Source organism: Alkaliphilus metalliredigens QYMF (genome assembly GCF_000016985.1).
GTDB classification, from domain to species: Bacteria; Bacillota; Clostridia; order Peptostreptococcales; family Natronincolaceae; genus Alkaliphilus_A; species Alkaliphilus_A metalliredigens.
Map to the genome: position 1 here is coordinate 643,911 of NC_009633.1, position 16,232 is coordinate 660,142.

Annotated in this window: 16 protein-coding genes; 15 read left to right on the forward strand and 1 reads right to left on the reverse strand. The window is 34.8% G+C overall.

The window, feature by feature from the left end; all coding sequences use genetic code 11:
- Positions 1-266 precede the first annotated feature (266 nt).
- The 8 genes from fliF (at position 267) to flhA (ending at position 7,480) form a co-directional block, all read left to right on the forward strand.
- Positions 267-1,820 carry a flagellar basal-body MS-ring/collar protein FliF gene (gene fliF, locus AMET_RS03055; RefSeq protein ID WP_011971743.1) on the forward strand — a complete coding sequence of 518 codons (1,554 nt, stop codon included), beginning with the start codon at positions 267-269 and terminating at the stop codon, positions 1,818-1,820.
- A gap of 10 nt (positions 1,821-1,830) precedes the next feature.
- On the forward strand, positions 1,831-2,850 hold the full coding sequence (gene fliG, locus AMET_RS03060; RefSeq protein ID WP_011971744.1) for a flagellar motor switch protein FliG: 1,020 nt from the start codon (positions 1,831-1,833) through the stop codon (positions 2,848-2,850).
- On the forward strand, positions 2,843-3,019 hold the full coding sequence (locus tag AMET_RS24755; protein WP_330368673.1) for a hypothetical protein: 177 nt from the start codon (positions 2,843-2,845) through the stop codon (positions 3,017-3,019). The genes fliG and AMET_RS24755 overlap by 8 nt, the downstream gene beginning before the upstream one ends.
- A gap of 24 nt (positions 3,020-3,043) precedes the next feature.
- Complete coding sequence (locus tag AMET_RS03065) at positions 3,044-3,460, forward strand: flagellar basal body-associated FliL family protein (RefSeq protein ID WP_011971745.1); 417 nt, start codon at positions 3,044-3,046, stop codon at positions 3,458-3,460.
- A 3-nt stretch (positions 3,461-3,463) separates the two neighbouring features.
- Positions 3,464-4,468 carry a flagellar motor switch protein FliM gene (gene fliM, locus AMET_RS03070; RefSeq protein WP_334290549.1) on the forward strand — a complete coding sequence of 335 codons (1,005 nt, stop codon included), beginning with the start codon at positions 3,464-3,466 and terminating at the stop codon, positions 4,466-4,468.
- Positions 4,461-4,892, forward strand: coding sequence for a flagellar motor switch protein FliN (gene fliN / locus AMET_RS03075; RefSeq protein ID WP_011971747.1), 432 nt, complete (start codon positions 4,461-4,463; stop codon positions 4,890-4,892). The genes fliM and fliN overlap by 8 nt, the downstream gene beginning before the upstream one ends.
- Positions 4,893-5,025: 133 nt before the next feature.
- On the forward strand, positions 5,026-5,388 hold the full coding sequence (locus tag AMET_RS03080; protein ID WP_011971748.1) for a response regulator: 363 nt from the start codon (positions 5,026-5,028) through the stop codon (positions 5,386-5,388).
- A gap of 64 nt (positions 5,389-5,452) precedes the next feature.
- Positions 5,453-7,480 (forward strand): flagellar biosynthesis protein FlhA, encoded by a 2,028-nt coding sequence (flhA, locus tag AMET_RS03085; RefSeq protein WP_011971749.1) that lies wholly within the window; start codon positions 5,453-5,455, stop codon positions 7,478-7,480.
- A 94-nt stretch (positions 7,481-7,574) separates the two neighbouring features.
- On the opposite strand, the gene AMET_RS03090 is transcribed toward flhA, so the two are convergent.
- Positions 7,575-8,906 carry an MATE family efflux transporter gene (locus tag AMET_RS03090; RefSeq protein WP_011971750.1) on the reverse strand — a complete coding sequence of 444 codons (1,332 nt, stop codon included), beginning with the start codon at positions 8,904-8,906 and terminating at the stop codon, positions 7,575-7,577.
- Positions 8,907-8,993: 87 nt separating this feature from the next.
- Between AMET_RS03090 and AMET_RS03095 the strand changes: the two genes are divergently transcribed.
- From AMET_RS03095 to ltrA, 7 genes are all read left to right on the forward strand, one after another.
- Complete coding sequence (locus tag AMET_RS03095; protein ID WP_011971751.1) at positions 8,994-9,815, forward strand: MerR family transcriptional regulator; 822 nt, start codon at positions 8,994-8,996, stop codon at positions 9,813-9,815.
- A 504-nt stretch (positions 9,816-10,319) separates the two neighbouring features.
- Complete coding sequence (locus AMET_RS03100) at positions 10,320-11,048, forward strand: LytR/AlgR family response regulator transcription factor (protein WP_011971752.1); 729 nt, start codon at positions 10,320-10,322, stop codon at positions 11,046-11,048.
- Between the two features lie 9 nt (positions 11,049-11,057).
- Entirely contained in the window at positions 11,058-12,380 is a 1,323-nt protein-coding gene (locus AMET_RS03105) for a sensor histidine kinase (RefSeq protein ID WP_011971753.1), read from the forward strand.
- Positions 12,381-12,499: 119 nt separating this feature from the next.
- Entirely contained in the window at positions 12,500-13,081 is a 582-nt protein-coding gene (locus tag AMET_RS03110; protein ID WP_011971754.1) for an accessory gene regulator ArgB-like protein, read from the forward strand.
- A 32-nt stretch (positions 13,082-13,113) separates the two neighbouring features.
- On the forward strand, positions 13,114-13,236 hold the full coding sequence (locus tag AMET_RS24760; protein ID WP_083760809.1) for a cyclic lactone autoinducer peptide: 123 nt from the start codon (positions 13,114-13,116) through the stop codon (positions 13,234-13,236).
- A 157-nt stretch (positions 13,237-13,393) separates the two neighbouring features.
- The gene (locus tag AMET_RS03115; protein ID WP_011971755.1) at positions 13,394-14,224 is read left to right on the forward strand and encodes a hypothetical protein; all 831 of its coding nucleotides are present in this window, start codon (positions 13,394-13,396) and stop codon (positions 14,222-14,224) included.
- Between the two features lie 756 nt (positions 14,225-14,980).
- Positions 14,981-16,219, forward strand: a complete 1,239-nt coding sequence (gene ltrA, locus AMET_RS03120) for a group II intron reverse transcriptase/maturase (protein WP_011971756.1) — start codon at positions 14,981-14,983, stop codon at positions 16,217-16,219.
- Positions 16,220-16,232: the final 13 nt, after the last annotated feature.

The following is a 16,232-nucleotide window of genomic DNA, read 5'->3' on the forward strand; positions in this document are numbered from 1 at the left end:
GAGGAATATACAAAAAATAGACTAATTTGTTATGAGTTAATATTTTAGGTAAAGTGTGTGGACCTCAAATTTTATGTTGAATAGTAGCTCCTAAATAAAAGAGTGGTTAAACTAACAATTCAATAATTTCAAAAGGACATTAAAGGAGGAACATAATGACAAAGGGATTATAGGGAAAGAAATTAAGTGCTTTTCAATGCAATCAACACAGGTGTCAGTGGATTAACTGCAGAAAGATTTAATATTGGTAGAAATGAGGTAAATTGATGTCGGAAGTCGTAGAACAAATACGTAATCAGCTGAATGAATATATTCAAGGATTAGATAAGAACAAAAAGATTAAGATTGGCCTTTCGGCCCTTTTCATTTTAATCTCACTTACAGGAATTATATATTTTTTTTCAAGACCAGATTATGTGGTGTTATATAATAATTTGAACCCAGAAGAATCTGGGTCAGTGATGGAAACACTACAGGGTAGCAATATTCGCGCAGACTTTGGCGATACAAGTGGAACAATTCTTGTTAGAAAACAAGATGAAAAAAGAGCTCAAGTCGTTGTTGCTACACAGGGGTTGCCTACGGCACGTTTCTCCTATGAAGATGCTTTTTCGGGAAATTCGTGGATGATGACAAGTGAGGAACGAGCACAACGAATTCTAATTGCCCAGCAAAATTATTTAGCCAGTACTATGGAAGAAATCCCAGGGGTCAGTAAGGCTGTGGTAAACCTGACAATACCAGAAAGAACAGGGTTTATGATGGCTGACAATAACGCAAATGCCAAGGCTTCAGTTTGGCTTGATATATCAAGTAATGCGAACCTGGAAAGCGGTAGTATTAAAGGGATTGCCATCCTTGTGTCCAATGCAGTCCAAGGGCTTGAGCCAGAGAATGTAACGATTCACGGACCTGATGGTCGGGTGTTAAACCAAGAAGCAGGAAGCGATAGTAGCTTGCTAGGGGCAAGCGATCAAATGAACTTACAACAAGCAGTGCAAAAAGATCTAGAAAAAAGTATTACTGACTTCCTATCAAGCGTTTATGGACATGGTAATGTTGTTGTCATGGCAGGGGTGAGACTGGGCTTTGATAGCAATGTGACAGAACTAGTGGAGTTTGCACCACCTATTGAAGGTCAAGAAACTGGAATCATTCGAAGTATGCATGAATTAACCCATACTGCCATTGATGGTCCAGGAGGTGGAATTCCCGGAGTAGATCCAAATGTGGGAGACATCCCTCAAAATGTTGAAGATGATGAATATCTTTCTAGATATGACGAAGCCAGTCAAACAATTAATTATGAAATCAATGAACTGCGCCAAAAAATCGTAAAAGCACATGGACAGGTACATGACATTTCCGTAGCAGTATATGTAAATAAGAGCACATTGGCTGATGGGGACTTATCAGATCAAGAAAGAAGAGAACTGATTAATATTGTATCGGCAGCTGCAGGCTTGGATACAAGAGTTGTCCAAGTCGGTGTTCAAGAATTCAATGATTCTCTGGCGGATCAATGGCAGCTGGCTATGGATGGAAATTTGGCAGCAGGTGAAGGCGGCCAGCCATGGTGGTTAATTGGTTTGCTAGCAACATTGATATTAGGAGCAGCATACATTGTCATTAACAAAGTTAGAAAAAACCGAAGCCAAGAAGAAGAGATTCTAGTTCAAGATGTGATGATTCCAGATGAACTAGAGGAAATCAACTTAGACTTATCAGGCTCTCAAGTAAAACAGCAAATCGAAAAGTTAGTCAATAAGAAACCAGATGCAGTTGCCCAGATGTTGAAAAATTGGATCAATGAAGAATAGAGGTGAGGAGATGTCTAAGAGAGCAGGTAAAGGAGAATTAACAGGTCGGGAAAAAGCTGCGATTTTATTGATTAGTCTAGGACCAGAATATTCCGCACAAATATTCAAACATTTGACTGATGAGGAGATTGAAGAATTAACATTAGAAATCGCCAATATGCGTAGGGTTTCTCCCCTAGAAAAAGAAAAAGTACTGGCAGAATTTCACGAAGTTTGTATTGCCCAGGAATACATATCTGAGGGAGGTATCAATTACGCCAAGGATGTATTGGAAAAGGCCTTAGGCTCTCAGAAAGCAATGGATATTATTAATAAGCTAACAGCTTCATTACAAGTAAAACCCTTTGACTTTGCTAGAAAAGCCGATCCAAATCAGTTGTTAAGCTTTATACAAAATGAGCATCCACAAACAATTGCATTGATATTAGCATATCTATCCTCAACACAATCAGCACAAATACTATCGGCACTACCCCAGGCAAAGCAATCTGAAGTAGCAAGACGGATTGCAACCATGGATCGTACGTCGCCGGATATTATAAAAGAAGTAGAAATGGTTCTTGAAAGAAAACTATCTTCACTAGTTAATCAAGACTATACATCTACTGGAGGCATTCAAGCCATTGTCGACATACTAAATTCAGTAGACAGAGGAACAGAGAAAAATATAATGGATACATTGGAAATGCAAGATGCTGAATTGGCTGAAGAAATTAGGAAACGTATGTTTGTATTTGAAGATATTATTAGCTTAGATAGCACATCAATTCAAAGGTTTATTAGAGAAATTGATAATAAAGAACTGGCCATTGCACTAAAGGGAGCTACCGAAGAAGTGTCCGATGTAATCTATGGAAACATGTCTAAACGCATGGCAGAAATGATCAAAGAAGATATGGAATTCATGGGACCTGTACGATTGCGTGATGTAGAAGAAGCACAGCAGAAGATTGTAAATATCATTAGAAAACTAGAAGAAGCTGGTGAAATTATTATTGCTAGAGGTGGAGGAGATGAAGTAATTGTTTAAACTAAGAAGTAGAGAAGAAATTTTAAGAAAAGAGATTATGGTAGAAGGATTGCTATCAATACAAGCTGGGGAAAACCCAAGAATTATTGAAGAAAAACTAAAAGCATTTTTGTCGCCGAAGCTAAGACGAAATCAAGAAGAACGAAGTCAGGAACGTGTGGAAGCATAATAGCTCGAGAAATGAGGGAAAGACATGGAGACAAAGAAAGTAATCATTTATGCGCTAATTGCATTGGTCTTGTCCACTGTTGTTTTTGGAGGAATTTTATACTTTACAATATTTAGAACGCCTGATGAAATGCCAGCAGAGGTAAAGGTATATGAATATAATTTAGGTGGATTTAGCACAAACTTAAGTACCGTTAGAAGTTATTTTAAGGGCGAAATGGTGATTGAAACAACTGAGAAAGCATTACTAAGCGTTTTTGTAGAGAAGAACGCTGAGTTACGGGACCAAATCATCAAAGTCTTTATTGGAAAAGAATCTGTAGATATTTTGGATCCTGATGGACAACAACAATTGAGAGAAGAATTAATCCGTGTGATTTCAAATGTAACAAAATCTGATAAGATAACAAACTTATACTTTGTAGATTACATAATCCAGTAGGAGGTGAAGTTGTTGTCTGACGTACTGTCACAAAATGAAATTGATGACCTATTTCAAGCACTAAACTCAGGTGAAGTTGAAATTGATGAAATGAAGGATGAAAAGATAGAAAAGAAGATTAAAAGTTATGACTTTAAAAGTCCCAAAAAACTCGCGAAAGACCAATTAAGAACATTACAAATCATTCATGATAATTTTTCCGGAATGTTAAATACGTTTTTAGCAGGTTATTTAAGAACCTACGTTCAAGCAGAGGTATTAACTGTAGAAGAACTTTCTTATTATGAATTTAGTAATTCTGTTGTGAATCCAGCAGTGTTATCAATTATAAACTTTACGCCTTTAGAGGGACAGATTATAGTTGATATCTCTCCAAGTATTTCATTTACTTTAATCGAGAGAATTCTTGGAGGAATGGGAAAAGAGACAGAAGAAATACGACCTTTTACAGAAATAGAAACAACCTTAATCAAAAACTTAATGAGACAGGTAATCAACTTGATGATTGATCCATGGGAAAATGTCATTGAACTGCAACCTAAGCTAGATAAGATTGAAACCAACTCCCAGTTTGCTCAAATTGTGTCTCCCAATGACACTGTGGCTTTAATCACTCTAAATCTAAAGATTGGTGATGTGGAGGGGATGATGAATATTTGTATCCCACACATTGTGATTGAACCCATTTTAGATAAGTTAAGTACAAAGCTTTGGTTTTCAAATAGTAGTAAACCAGTAACAGAAAGAGATAAAAAGGCATTACAAAAAAGAGTGGAAAAAAGCGCAGTGGACATTACAGCTCAGTTAGGCAGTACATGTGTAACTGTCAAAGATTTTCTGGAACTACAGATGGGCGACGTTATTATGTTGGACAATCCAGTAGACAAAGAGCTACAGATATTGGTAGGAGACAAAATAAGATATCGGGGCCTTCCTGGAACCTCAAAGAATAAATTGGCTGTAAAGGTGACGGGAATTGACCAGAAGGGGGATGAGATATATGAATGATGATATGATTTCGCAAGAAGAAATTGATGCGCTGCTTAAGGGCAGTACTAATATATCCTCAGATAATGATAGGATAGATGAAGTACAACCATCTACAAAACAAAGCAAAGTAAGTGTACAGCCCATTCAATTTCAGGCATTTGAACAAGTATCTAGCAAAGGGGTTCCTGAGAATATTTCAACGATTCAAGATGTCCCTCTGAGTGTGACTGTAGAGCTAGGGAGAACTGTAAAGAAAATTAGTGAGGTACTGGAGTTTGGGCCAGGAACCATCATTGAAGTCGAAAAACTGGTTGGAGAGCATGTAGATATATTAGTGAATGGTCAATATGTAGCCAAGGGTGAGGTTGTTGTCATAGATGAGAATTATGGAACTAGAATTACAGAGATCGCAAAAGTAGGTAATCGATTATCAAAAATCTAATAAAAAACCACTCATTTATCAACAAAACTTAACGAAATAAGCTAAAGTGAACGATAAATACTTCAAAAAAATGATAAATATAGTAACCCTCATGCAAATAATTTTGTGATTGTAATCATAAGGAGGAAGAGATATGTCGAATAGAGTTCTAATTGTTGATGATGCAGGATTTATGAGAATGACGATCAAGGATGTGTTAACCAAAAATGGATATGAAGTCGTAGGAGAAGCAGAAAACGGTTTGAAGGCAGTAGAGAAATTTAAAGAATTAGAGCCAACACTTACGATAATGGATATCACCATGCCTGAAATGAATGGTATAGAAGCGGTTAAAGAAATAAAGAAGATAGATGCCAATGCGAAGGTCATCATGTGTTCTGCTATGGGACAAAAGTCTATGGTAATTGAAGCTATTAAAGCAGGAGCAAAGGACTTCATTGTAAAACCCTTCCAAGAAGATGGTGTGATCCAAGCTGTACAAAAGGTGTTAGGGTAAAGAAGGGAACTAAAATCCTAGCATGCATATATAGAACGAATAACAAGGTTTAAGGAGGCACAAAATGAAGTTTGGTGATATTATCGTGGCAGTAGCCGTGATTGCCATTGTAATCATAATTATTATTCCTATACCATTAGCAGCAGTAGATGTGCTATTAAGCTTTAATATATCATTGGCGCTCCTGATTTTGTTAATTGCAATGTATACAAAGGAAGCTTTAGAATTTTCTATTTTTCCATCGATACTTCTTTTAACAACTTTATTACGGCTGTCGTTGAATATCACAACAACAAGATATATTTTATCAACTGGTAATGCTGGGAGTTTGATTGATACCTTTGGTAACTTTGTAATTGGTGGAGATGCAATCGTTGGATTTATTGTCTTTCTAATTATTGTGATTGTGCAGTTTCTAGTCATTACAAAAGGATCTGAAAGGGTAGCTGAAGTAGCAGCAAGGTTTACATTAGATGCCATGCCAGGTAAACAAATGGCCATTGATGCAGATTTAAATGCGGGCCTGATAGATGATCATCAAGCCCGTGATCGAAGAAAAAAGATACAAAGAGAAGCGGATTTCTACGGTGCCATGGATGGAGCCAGTAAATTTGTAAAGGGAGACGCCATCGCAGGAATAATCATTACCATGATTAACATCGTGGCAGGCTTTGCAATTGGATCTATGGGTGGCTTAAGCATGGGCGAAGCCATGAGAACATATACGCTGTTGACTGTGGGTGATGGACTTGTGAGTCAAATACCTGCCCTATTAATATCAACCGCAACTGGCATTGTGGTGACAAGAGCAGCTTCAGAAGACAATCTAGGTAGCGATGTAATTAGTCAGCTCTTTAAACAGCCTAAAATTATGTTTATTATTTCTGGGTTTCTCATGGCTTTTGCATTTGCAACACCGATGCCAGTTTTTCCTTTCTTTTCCTTAGGCACTTTATTTCTTTATATAGGAATGAATTTAAGGAAAAAATTCCGGGAATCAGAAATTGAAACACAGCCAGATGAAATTCAAGAGGCAGCAGATGAAAAAAGAAAGCCAGAAAATGTTATGCCATTATTGAATGTAGATCCAATCGAACTAGAATTTGGCTACGGCATTATTCCTTTGGCTGATAGCAACCAAGGGGGAGACCTGTTTGACCGATTGGTGATGATTCGTAGACAGTGTGCCATGGAACTTGGGGTAATTGTCCCTATGATTAGACTTCGTGATAACATTCAACTAGAACCCAATCAATATGTGATTAAGATAAAGGGTGTTGAGATCACATCTGGGGAAATTGTATTTGATCACTATCTAGCAATGAATCCTGGATTGGCTGAGGGAGAATTAGAAGGTATCGACACTGTGGAGCCAGCATTTGGCCTTCCAGCTAAATGGATCAATGAGGAAGAACGAGAAAATGCAGAGATGTATGGCTATACCGTTGTAGATCCACCTTCAATTATTGCGACCCATTTAACTGAAGTTATTAAAAAGCACTCTCATGAGTTACTAGGTAGACAAGAAGTGAAGAAATTGATTGATAATGTAAAAGAAACAAACTCTGTTTTAGTTGAAGAATTAATCCCAAGTCAATTGAGTCTTGGTGAAGTACAGAAAGTGTTGGCTAATTTGCTAAAGGAAGGTGTCTCAATAAGAAACATGGTGACGATACTCGAAACCTTAGCAGATCATGCATCTATGACCCGTGATGTAGATATGTTGACAGAATATGTGAGACAAGGATTAGGACGTGCCATTACAAAACAATTCATCACAACCCAACCTGCAAAGGTGATTACATTGGAACAAAGTTTGGAACAAAAAATAATGGATTCATTGCAACAAACGGAAAGAGGTACATTTATATCAATTGATCCAGAAATTGTTCAAGTGATATTAAGAAATCTTTCAAAGCAAGTTCAAAATATGATGTCCCTAGGCGAACAACCTATTGTGATTACGGCACCCATCGTTCGATTATATTTCAAAAGATTATCTGAACAACTTACATCTGATTTGGTTGTTTTATCTTATAATGAAGTGGACCCTTCAGTAGAAATGGAATCAGTAGGGGCAGTGAGTGTTTAAAAGAAAGTTAAAAAAGTAGATAAAAACCAAAGGGACGGTTCTTGTGATTTCACTAGTAAACACAAGAGCCGCCCCCTTTGGTTTTTATCAGTGGCTACATATAGCTATACCTTTTTTTGTATTTAATTAGATAAAGAAGACACATCAGCATTGATAAAAATTCTGCAAGTGTAATTGCCCACCATGCACCAGTTACTCCCATGATTAATGGTAGTAACAACAATCCTATAGCTATGAAAACAAAGGTGCGCATAAAAGAAATGATTGCTGAAACCTTACCATTTGAAAAAGCTGTAAACATTGCTGAGCTAAAGATATTAAACCCTGAAAATAAAAAGCTAATACTAAATATGGTAAAACCATCAAGGGCAATCGTATATACATTGCTAGCTTTCTGGGCAAAAATCTGTATTAAGAAAGGTGCAAATAGAAGGGAATTTACAAAGGCTGCCAGTGATCCTGCAAAGGTAAATATCATAGAATATTTAAAAATTCTTTTTATCTGTATAATATTTTGACTACCATAGTTATAGCTTATGATAGGTGCAACCCCCATTGAAAACCCTAAGAATATTGCAGTTAGCAAAAACTGTGTATAAAGTAGTACTGTAATTGCTGCCACTCCATCTATCCCTAAATACTTCATCATAATTAAATTATATAATAAAGTTACTATGGCAAGGGATAAATTAGTCACCATTTCCGAAGAGCCATTAATACAAGTTTGTACTAAAACCTTTGTGTCAAATTGTGGTCTTACCAAATAAAGTATACCTTTTCTGTAAAAAGAAAAATAAAACAATCCAATTACAGCAGGTATGGCCATCCCGATACCTGTTGCAAGTGCCGCACCCATAAGTCCCATGCCTAATGTAACGATAAAGTAGTAATCAAGTACAATGTTTGCACATCCTCCAATAACAGTCAAAGCCAAACCTATTTTGGGTCTTCCTGCTGTTATAAAAAAATTCAAGAAAAGCATTTGAAGTATAGCTAAAGGGGTGAAAAATAAAAAAGTAGTAGCATATTCATGACTAAGATAAAAAAGTTCTTTATTGGCTCCCAGTATTGAAAGTATTGGTTTAATAAAGAGTAGTCCCAAAAGCATAATACCTAAGCCAATAGCAGTACCAACAAGAATGATAAGGGTGAAATTTTTTCTAGCTTCCTCTAATTTTTCTTCTCCTATTTTCTTTGCTATTATGGCACTTCCTCCTGTGGCCAACATTAAACCCATTGCTAGAATCGTACTTAATATTGGATAAACAATATTAACTGCAGACAATGCATTTATACTGACAAACCTTGCTACAAAGATTCCATCAATTATTGAATAAATGGACATGAAAACCATCATAACAATGGTTGGTAAAGCAAATTTCAAAAGTGAAACTAAGTTGTACTCTTTTGCGATTGAATTTTCCACGAAATTAATCCTCCTTGTTGATTATAGAGCTAACATGATTTATAATAAAGTATGGTGTAACACTATAGTCAAGAGGTGATTTATAGAATGAAAAAGAAATCCCATATTTATTTCACCACAGGTGAGTTTGCCAATCTAGTTGGTGTTAGTAAGGACACATTGTTTCATTATGATAAAATAGGTGTTTTTTCACCTGAAATAAAAGGAAATAATCATTATCGATATTACTCAGTTTACCAAGCTGAAGTCTTTAATGTTATTGCCACCCTTAAGGAAGTGAATATGCCCCTTAAAGAAATAAAAGCCTATCTCAATAAAAGAACTCCTGATGAGTACATTCTTTTGTTAGAAAAAGAAGAAGCCTCCCTTGATACAAAGATAAGAGAGTTGCAAAAAATGAAGGGTCTTATTTCTCAAAAAATTAGTATTACAAAATCTGCAGTTGGAATAAATACATCAGAAATTCTTCTTGAAGAAAAGATTAAAGATGAGTTTTTAGTAATTACTAAGACAGTACCCTTTACAGGAGAAAAAAGTATAGCAGCCTCAATAAAAAAACACTACGAGTATCTGAATGAACATAATATTATTAGTCCTTATTCTTTAGGCTGTATGGTGGATTCAGAAAAAGTATTTGATGATCTTGATAGTTATGATTATTTTTTTACTAAAGTTTCCAAAACATCAGATTCTTATAATTTTATACGAGAAAAAGGAAGTTATTTAACCGCTTATCACACAAAAGGCTACTTAAATATTAAAGATACCTATGACAGAATATTGGAATTTGCAAAAAATGAAGGTTTAAAGCCAGAGGGTTATTTTTATGAGGATGTATTGTTAGACGAACTATCTGTTAAGGAATATGATCAGTATTTAATCCAGATTTCTATCAAAATTTTGAAATAAAAGTTTTTTTTCTAAAACTCCTTTCCGACTTATACATTGGTAGTATTGTCAGAAAGGAGCTTCTTTTTTTATTTGAGTAAATTTCATATTTCTTAATCATTGATTTTACTTATTTTTTATAGAAACAAAAAGGGGTTTCACCCCAATTTGTCGAATTAATTAAGTGTGAACCAAATCATCCGAAAGGAGTGAAACCACTTAATGTATATTAGACAAATGACTTTAATTTCCTTTGAAAAAATTATGAAATTTCAGCAGGAAACTAAATTAGAAAAAATTCAAACTGTAAAAGATCTCGTTCTAAACCTTAAGCAGAATCCAGTATTAAGATATTGCTGTGGTTTTAATGTTCTTTAAAAGAGGCGAAAACACTTGTCAGTAACAATACTAAAATAGAGTATAATGAAGATAGAGTAAGTAGTGTAATATATACTAATTTACGCTATCTTCATTATACAGAAAATCCAAACTTGTGATGAGGAAAATAGAATGGAGTGAACAGTCATGAAACTGAATATTGCAATATGCGATGATGACACCTATCATGTAGAATCCATTAAAGAATTTCTTTGTCAACTGACTAAGGAGCACGATACCGTCATTATTGAGGCATATAGTGGTGAAGAGCTGTTAGATAAGGCTCAAAACAAGTCTATAAACATAGCTTTTCTTGATATAGATATGGCAGGTATGAACGGAATAGAGGTTGGTAAAGAAATTAGAAAAATGTTTCCTGAAGCTATCATTGTTTTTCTTACTGGATATAAACACTATGCTCTGGAAGCTTTTAATCTAGAATCATTCCAGTACATAATCAAACCAATTACACACTCGAAGTTTCAAAGTTTGGTCGAAAAAATTATGATACGATTAAAAGAAAAAGAATCGTATAAGGAGCAATCAAGGTATTTCATTATAAAAAACCAAAAAGACGTAATCAAATTAGAGCATAATAAAATCTATTTCTTTGAAAGACAGGGTAAGAAAGTATTGGTTTTTTCGGACCAAGGGTCATATGAATTCAGAGATACCTTGAAGTCTGTTCTAATCAGCTTAGATAATGCTTTATTCGTAAGATGTCATCATGGTTTTATCGTTAATACCCAAAAGATCTTAAAAGTTCAAGGAGATATGATTATGTTTAATGATATAGATAAAAACATACCAATTAGCAGACGATATAAACCTCTGATATTAGAACATCTCCAAAACAATATTTTTAGAGAAAAGTAGGTATTGAGCATGAATATAATAGCTAATCTGATTACTAATACCATAGACATATTTTTACTTTATCTATTTATTAGTTATACTGTAAATAACATGAAATTTCGACCAATTGAACCTAAAGACATGTACAAGCTATTGTTTCTTATTGCATTTAACACAACTATCAATCAATTTCTAGGTCTTGCAAATCTAGTTGGTTACATTCTTGTACTTTTTACAATGAGTTATACGCTTTCCTTGATTTTTAATAGAAGCTACTTAAATATAGCCCTTATTTTCCTATATGGATTAGCACTTCTGTTTCTTTCGGAGTTAATCGTTGTGTATGGGATAGCTCTAATATTCAACGTAGATCCATCAGAAATGCTAATGTTGAACACTTATCGCATACTGGCCATCATACTTGCTAAATTCATTTCCTTTATGGTTATACATAAATGGACAGAGCGTATGCCACTTTTAGAATCAATTAAAAACAAAAAGCAATTGCCCCTTGTATTAATGTTTCTTTTTAACACTATTATCATTTATCTGGTCTTTGTTTTCTACAGATATTTAGAAGGTAGTTTAGCAATAAGCAAAATCTTATTGTTTTCGGTTATATGTGCTGTATTATTATTTAACTGGCTAAGTTATATTTTAACGAGGAAAGTCGTATACCAAGAGCAGCAAGAAGAATTAATGAAGTTAAAAGTTAGAGAATATGAAAATCAAAGTCTTTATTTAAAGAATGCTGAAGAATTGATAGAGGGTATTCGATCCCAAAGGCATGATCTAAATAATTATATTGGCACTCTATATGGGCTGTTATCTTTAAATAAAATCGAAACGGCTAAACAATATATAGAAAGTATCGAAGAAGAATTCTCTAGTGTAAATGAGATTATAGATATAGGGCATCCAATCATTATGGTATTGGTTGATCTTAAAAGAGAAAAAGCACGGAGAGAAAAAATATCTTTTGATATTGACATTGATGTGCCTAGGAATTTAACCATTGATGATATTGACTTATCCATCGTTTTAAGTAATGTGTTAGATAATGCTATTGAAGCATGTATAAGCTCAAATTCCTTTAACATGACGATTGATTTGAAGATGTACGTTAATGAAGGATACCTTATTATAAAGATAGTAAATACCAAATCCCCTTCTTATTCTATAAATGAAGAAAGTATAGAACAATCATTTACAACAAAGCCAGATAAATCTAACCATGGAATTGGATTAAGAAATATAAAAAAAGTAATTGTTCAAAACAATGGATATATAAAATTGAATGATAAGGGCACTGTTATGGAGATACAAATAGCTCTGCCTCAAATAGAAAGATGACCTAGTAAAGTAGGTCATCTTTTGTTAGTTAGGACACCTTTTCAACCACTTAAGCCAATTGTATTGATTATAAATCATCTTGCATGCTATATTAAGTTTAAAAGTAAAGGAAGGTAAAAATGATTAATAAATTGGCTTGCTATACTGCAAATAAAATGGTGCAAACTAATGCTATCACTAGACAAGATATAGATTCTTATATCTTTGGAACTGAGATGTTAATCATTACATTAGCAAAAGGTATAGGATTGTTTGTTATCGCTTGTTTCTTTGGCCTGTTGATAGAGGCGACAATATTTATTTTAGCCTTTAGCTCTTTAAGAATGCAAGCAGGAGGATTTCATGCTAGGTCATTTTTAAAATGTTTTTTCATTACAGATATTATCACATTCACTTCTATTTATATCGCATACATAATTCCCACTGATTTTATTTTGATATCTCAGATTGCATTTCTCATTTGGACTATCCAATTAATTCTTCAATTCGCACCCATTGAAACTCCCAATAAACCATTAACATCTCATGAAAAAAGGCTTTACAAAACTAGAAGTTATATTGTGGTAATCATTGGAACTATACTCGCTTTAGCGTTAAGTTGGACAAGTCCACATCACTCTATATATGGATTGATTTTTTCACTAGGTTTCTTTTGTGAAGGTATTACTTTAGTACCTTTATTTTCAAAGAAAGCATTATAAACTTAAAATATAAGTCAGAGGAGGTGATCAAAGTGAAATTTACTAGCATTGCAATGAGTTGGTTAGCAGCTGTTGTACTTGTATTTGCTGAAGTTGGTGGTAGTATCAATTGTATTGGATTCTTGTATCAACCGAAGTACCCTGGAAAGAAATAGTGAACTTTAAAAGAATAAAAGGATTATTACCGAGTTTCGATGTGAGTTTTAATTAAATAATACGGAAATAGGGAAAAAATGGAGTGTGGGTAAATTTTTATCTGAGAAGACAACTAAACTAACTAAATTAAAAAAATACTTTAAGGAGAGTGTATTTATGAAAAAAACATTGAATTTCACATCAATATTAATAATTATGATAATGTTACTTACAACTATAGTGCCTTCTTTTGCATTAGAATCTAATGATTCACCTTATGTTTATACAAGAGATGGTGTAGAACATACTGTGAAAGTTATTGTTGATAACAATAAAGAAAGAGTTGTTGAAAGAACAGATTCTGATGGTAACACTTTTATAACAACATATGATAAAATTAATAATATGATAATAAGAGAAGAAAAAGCAAATGGGTTGAATGCCCAATCAGTAAGCGAGCCTGTTATAATGGACTTAAACGTATATAATAGTAATCATACGGTTAGTCCCAGACACATTGAAGATGATGTTGAAGTGATTTATAGAGGCACGATTTTTAAAGATCATTATTACAGAAGAAGAGATATAGTTACGTCTGTATCTCATTCAGTATGGTATAATCTAACTATTGATGATGACTCTATAGCCACACCTGCTTTAAATCCAAGTAATTCATCCGATGCAACTACCATTAGAAGAGCTACATATTTTCGAGATGACATTGAAATGCTTGATAGTCGTGGGAGTAGTTTCGCTGGAGGTATCGTTGTGGAAGTATTAACTATGGATTTGTCTACTGCGAAATCTTTTGTTGTTGGAACATCCCTAAGTCTCTCAAATTCCTATCAAAGCACTCGTTCAGGTGATTATGAGGATGCAGTTTTTGACGCATTATACGCTTTTACAAACGTAATTTTTCCATTTTCTATTATTATTGATGGAGCTCTATCTTGTGCAGCTGCACAAAATGCAAAAAATTCTTTTAATTTAATTAAACAATCCCTATAGCAGTTTGTACAAAAGAAGGGGAGTACCCAACCGATTGTTTACTTAATATGTGACACTTTTGCTTTGGATATTTATCATATTTATATTTGTTTGAAAGAACATGTATTTCTTTTGCACTTAACAACTCCTTTAAATAGTAGAATTAAGTGCTATTTAAAGGAGTTTTATGTATATGTATAGCTATTTGTTACCTGCATTCCCGAGTGTGTCCTGAACAAAGTAAGACAAAGAAAGGAGGTTTAAAACGTCTGAAATGATGCTATCTAAAAGATGAAGGTCGGTCCTTCGAAATCGGTATGCAGATACGGGTTTCAAACTGCCCATAGGTGCTGTAGATTAATGTCTTCGGTATTGAGCGTTATGGGAAAAAGGCTGTATAAACAGTCAAGTGTGAACTGCGAAGCTGAACGAAAGTGAATAACCATTAAAGCATCGTTATCAGGAAAAATGCATGTCAAAACCAGTGTAGTCGGGAAATGCTGGGATAAGTCTGGAAGAAATCTGCTTACTGACCAGATGACAGCCGGTGCATAGGTTGCAGGAGCGTAGTTTAGGCTTTTAGATGGAACAGGAGAACCTGTTGACGGATGTTAAGAGAAGAATCCAAGCACAAGAAATGTTAGGATGCAAGTATCGAAGCCGTGAACAGGGGCGGATGAGTCCGTAGTAGTGAAGAAACGACGGTAATAGTCGTGGAGCAAAGGGACTCACTTAATCAATCCTAAAATGTAGGTCAACCACAGATGGGAGGAATCTATGAAGAAGGAGAAACCCTTTCAAATTACAAAACGCGCAGTGTTTGAGGCATTTAAAAAAGTAGAAGCTAACAAAGGTGCTCCAGGCATTGATGAGGTAACACTCCAAGAATATGAAAACAACTTGGAAGATAACCTCTATAAATTATGGAATAGCATGTCTTCAGGAAGTTACTTTCCGCAAGCTGTACGCGGTGTAGAAATTCCCAAGAAAAACGGAGGAGTTAGAGTCTTAGGTGTTCCAAGTATTGACGATCGTATCGCACAAAATGTTATGGTCTCGGAGCTAAATCCCAAAGTAGAACCCATTTTTTATGAGGATTCATATGGGTATAGAGAGAATAAAAGTGCTATAGATGCTATCGAAGTGACGAGAAAACGGTGTTGGGAGTATGACTGGTTAATTGAGTTTGACATCGTGGGTCTATTCGACAACATTAATCACGACCTTCTCATGAAAGCAGTGAAGCAACATACAAATGAGAAGTGGGTTATCCTATATATTGAAAGAACACTAAAAGTGCCGATGGTTATGTCAGATGGAATACACGTCGAAAGAACAAAAGGAACCCCCCAAGGTGGAGTAATCAGCGCAGTGCTTGCAAATCTCTTTATGCACTATGCTTTTGACCACTGGATGACACGAAAACACTCAAATAACCCTTGGGTACGTTACGCAGATGATGGATTAATACACAGTCATAGTTTAAAAGAAGCAGAAGTACTCTTGCTTAAACTAGGAGAGCGATTTAAAGATTGCCACCTAGAAATCCATCCAAATAAAACCAAGATTATTTACTGCAAAGATGACAACAGGAAACAAAACCATATCCACACCAACTTTGATTTTCTAGGATATACATTCAGAGCTCGTACGGTGAAAACAAAGAAGGGAAATTATTTCACAGGATTCACCCCGGCAGTTAGCAAAATTGCCATAAAGAGCTTCATGGATAAAATTAAGAAACTAAGAAAGAATTCCTATCTGTCTTTAACCGAATTAGCAGAGAAAATGAACCCTATTATTCGAGGTTGGGCTAACTATTTCGATAAATTTACAGCAAGTAAAGTTCATGCAATTCTATCGTGTGTCAATTTGAGTCTTGCCAGATGGATGATGAAGAAGTCTAAACGCTATAAAAATAAATTTATGGCAGCTTTAAGGAGATTAAGCTCTATTGCAGAAGAAACACCATCACTGTTTGTCCACTGGAAGATGGGCATATGTCCCAAGAACTGATTAAGAAGAGCCG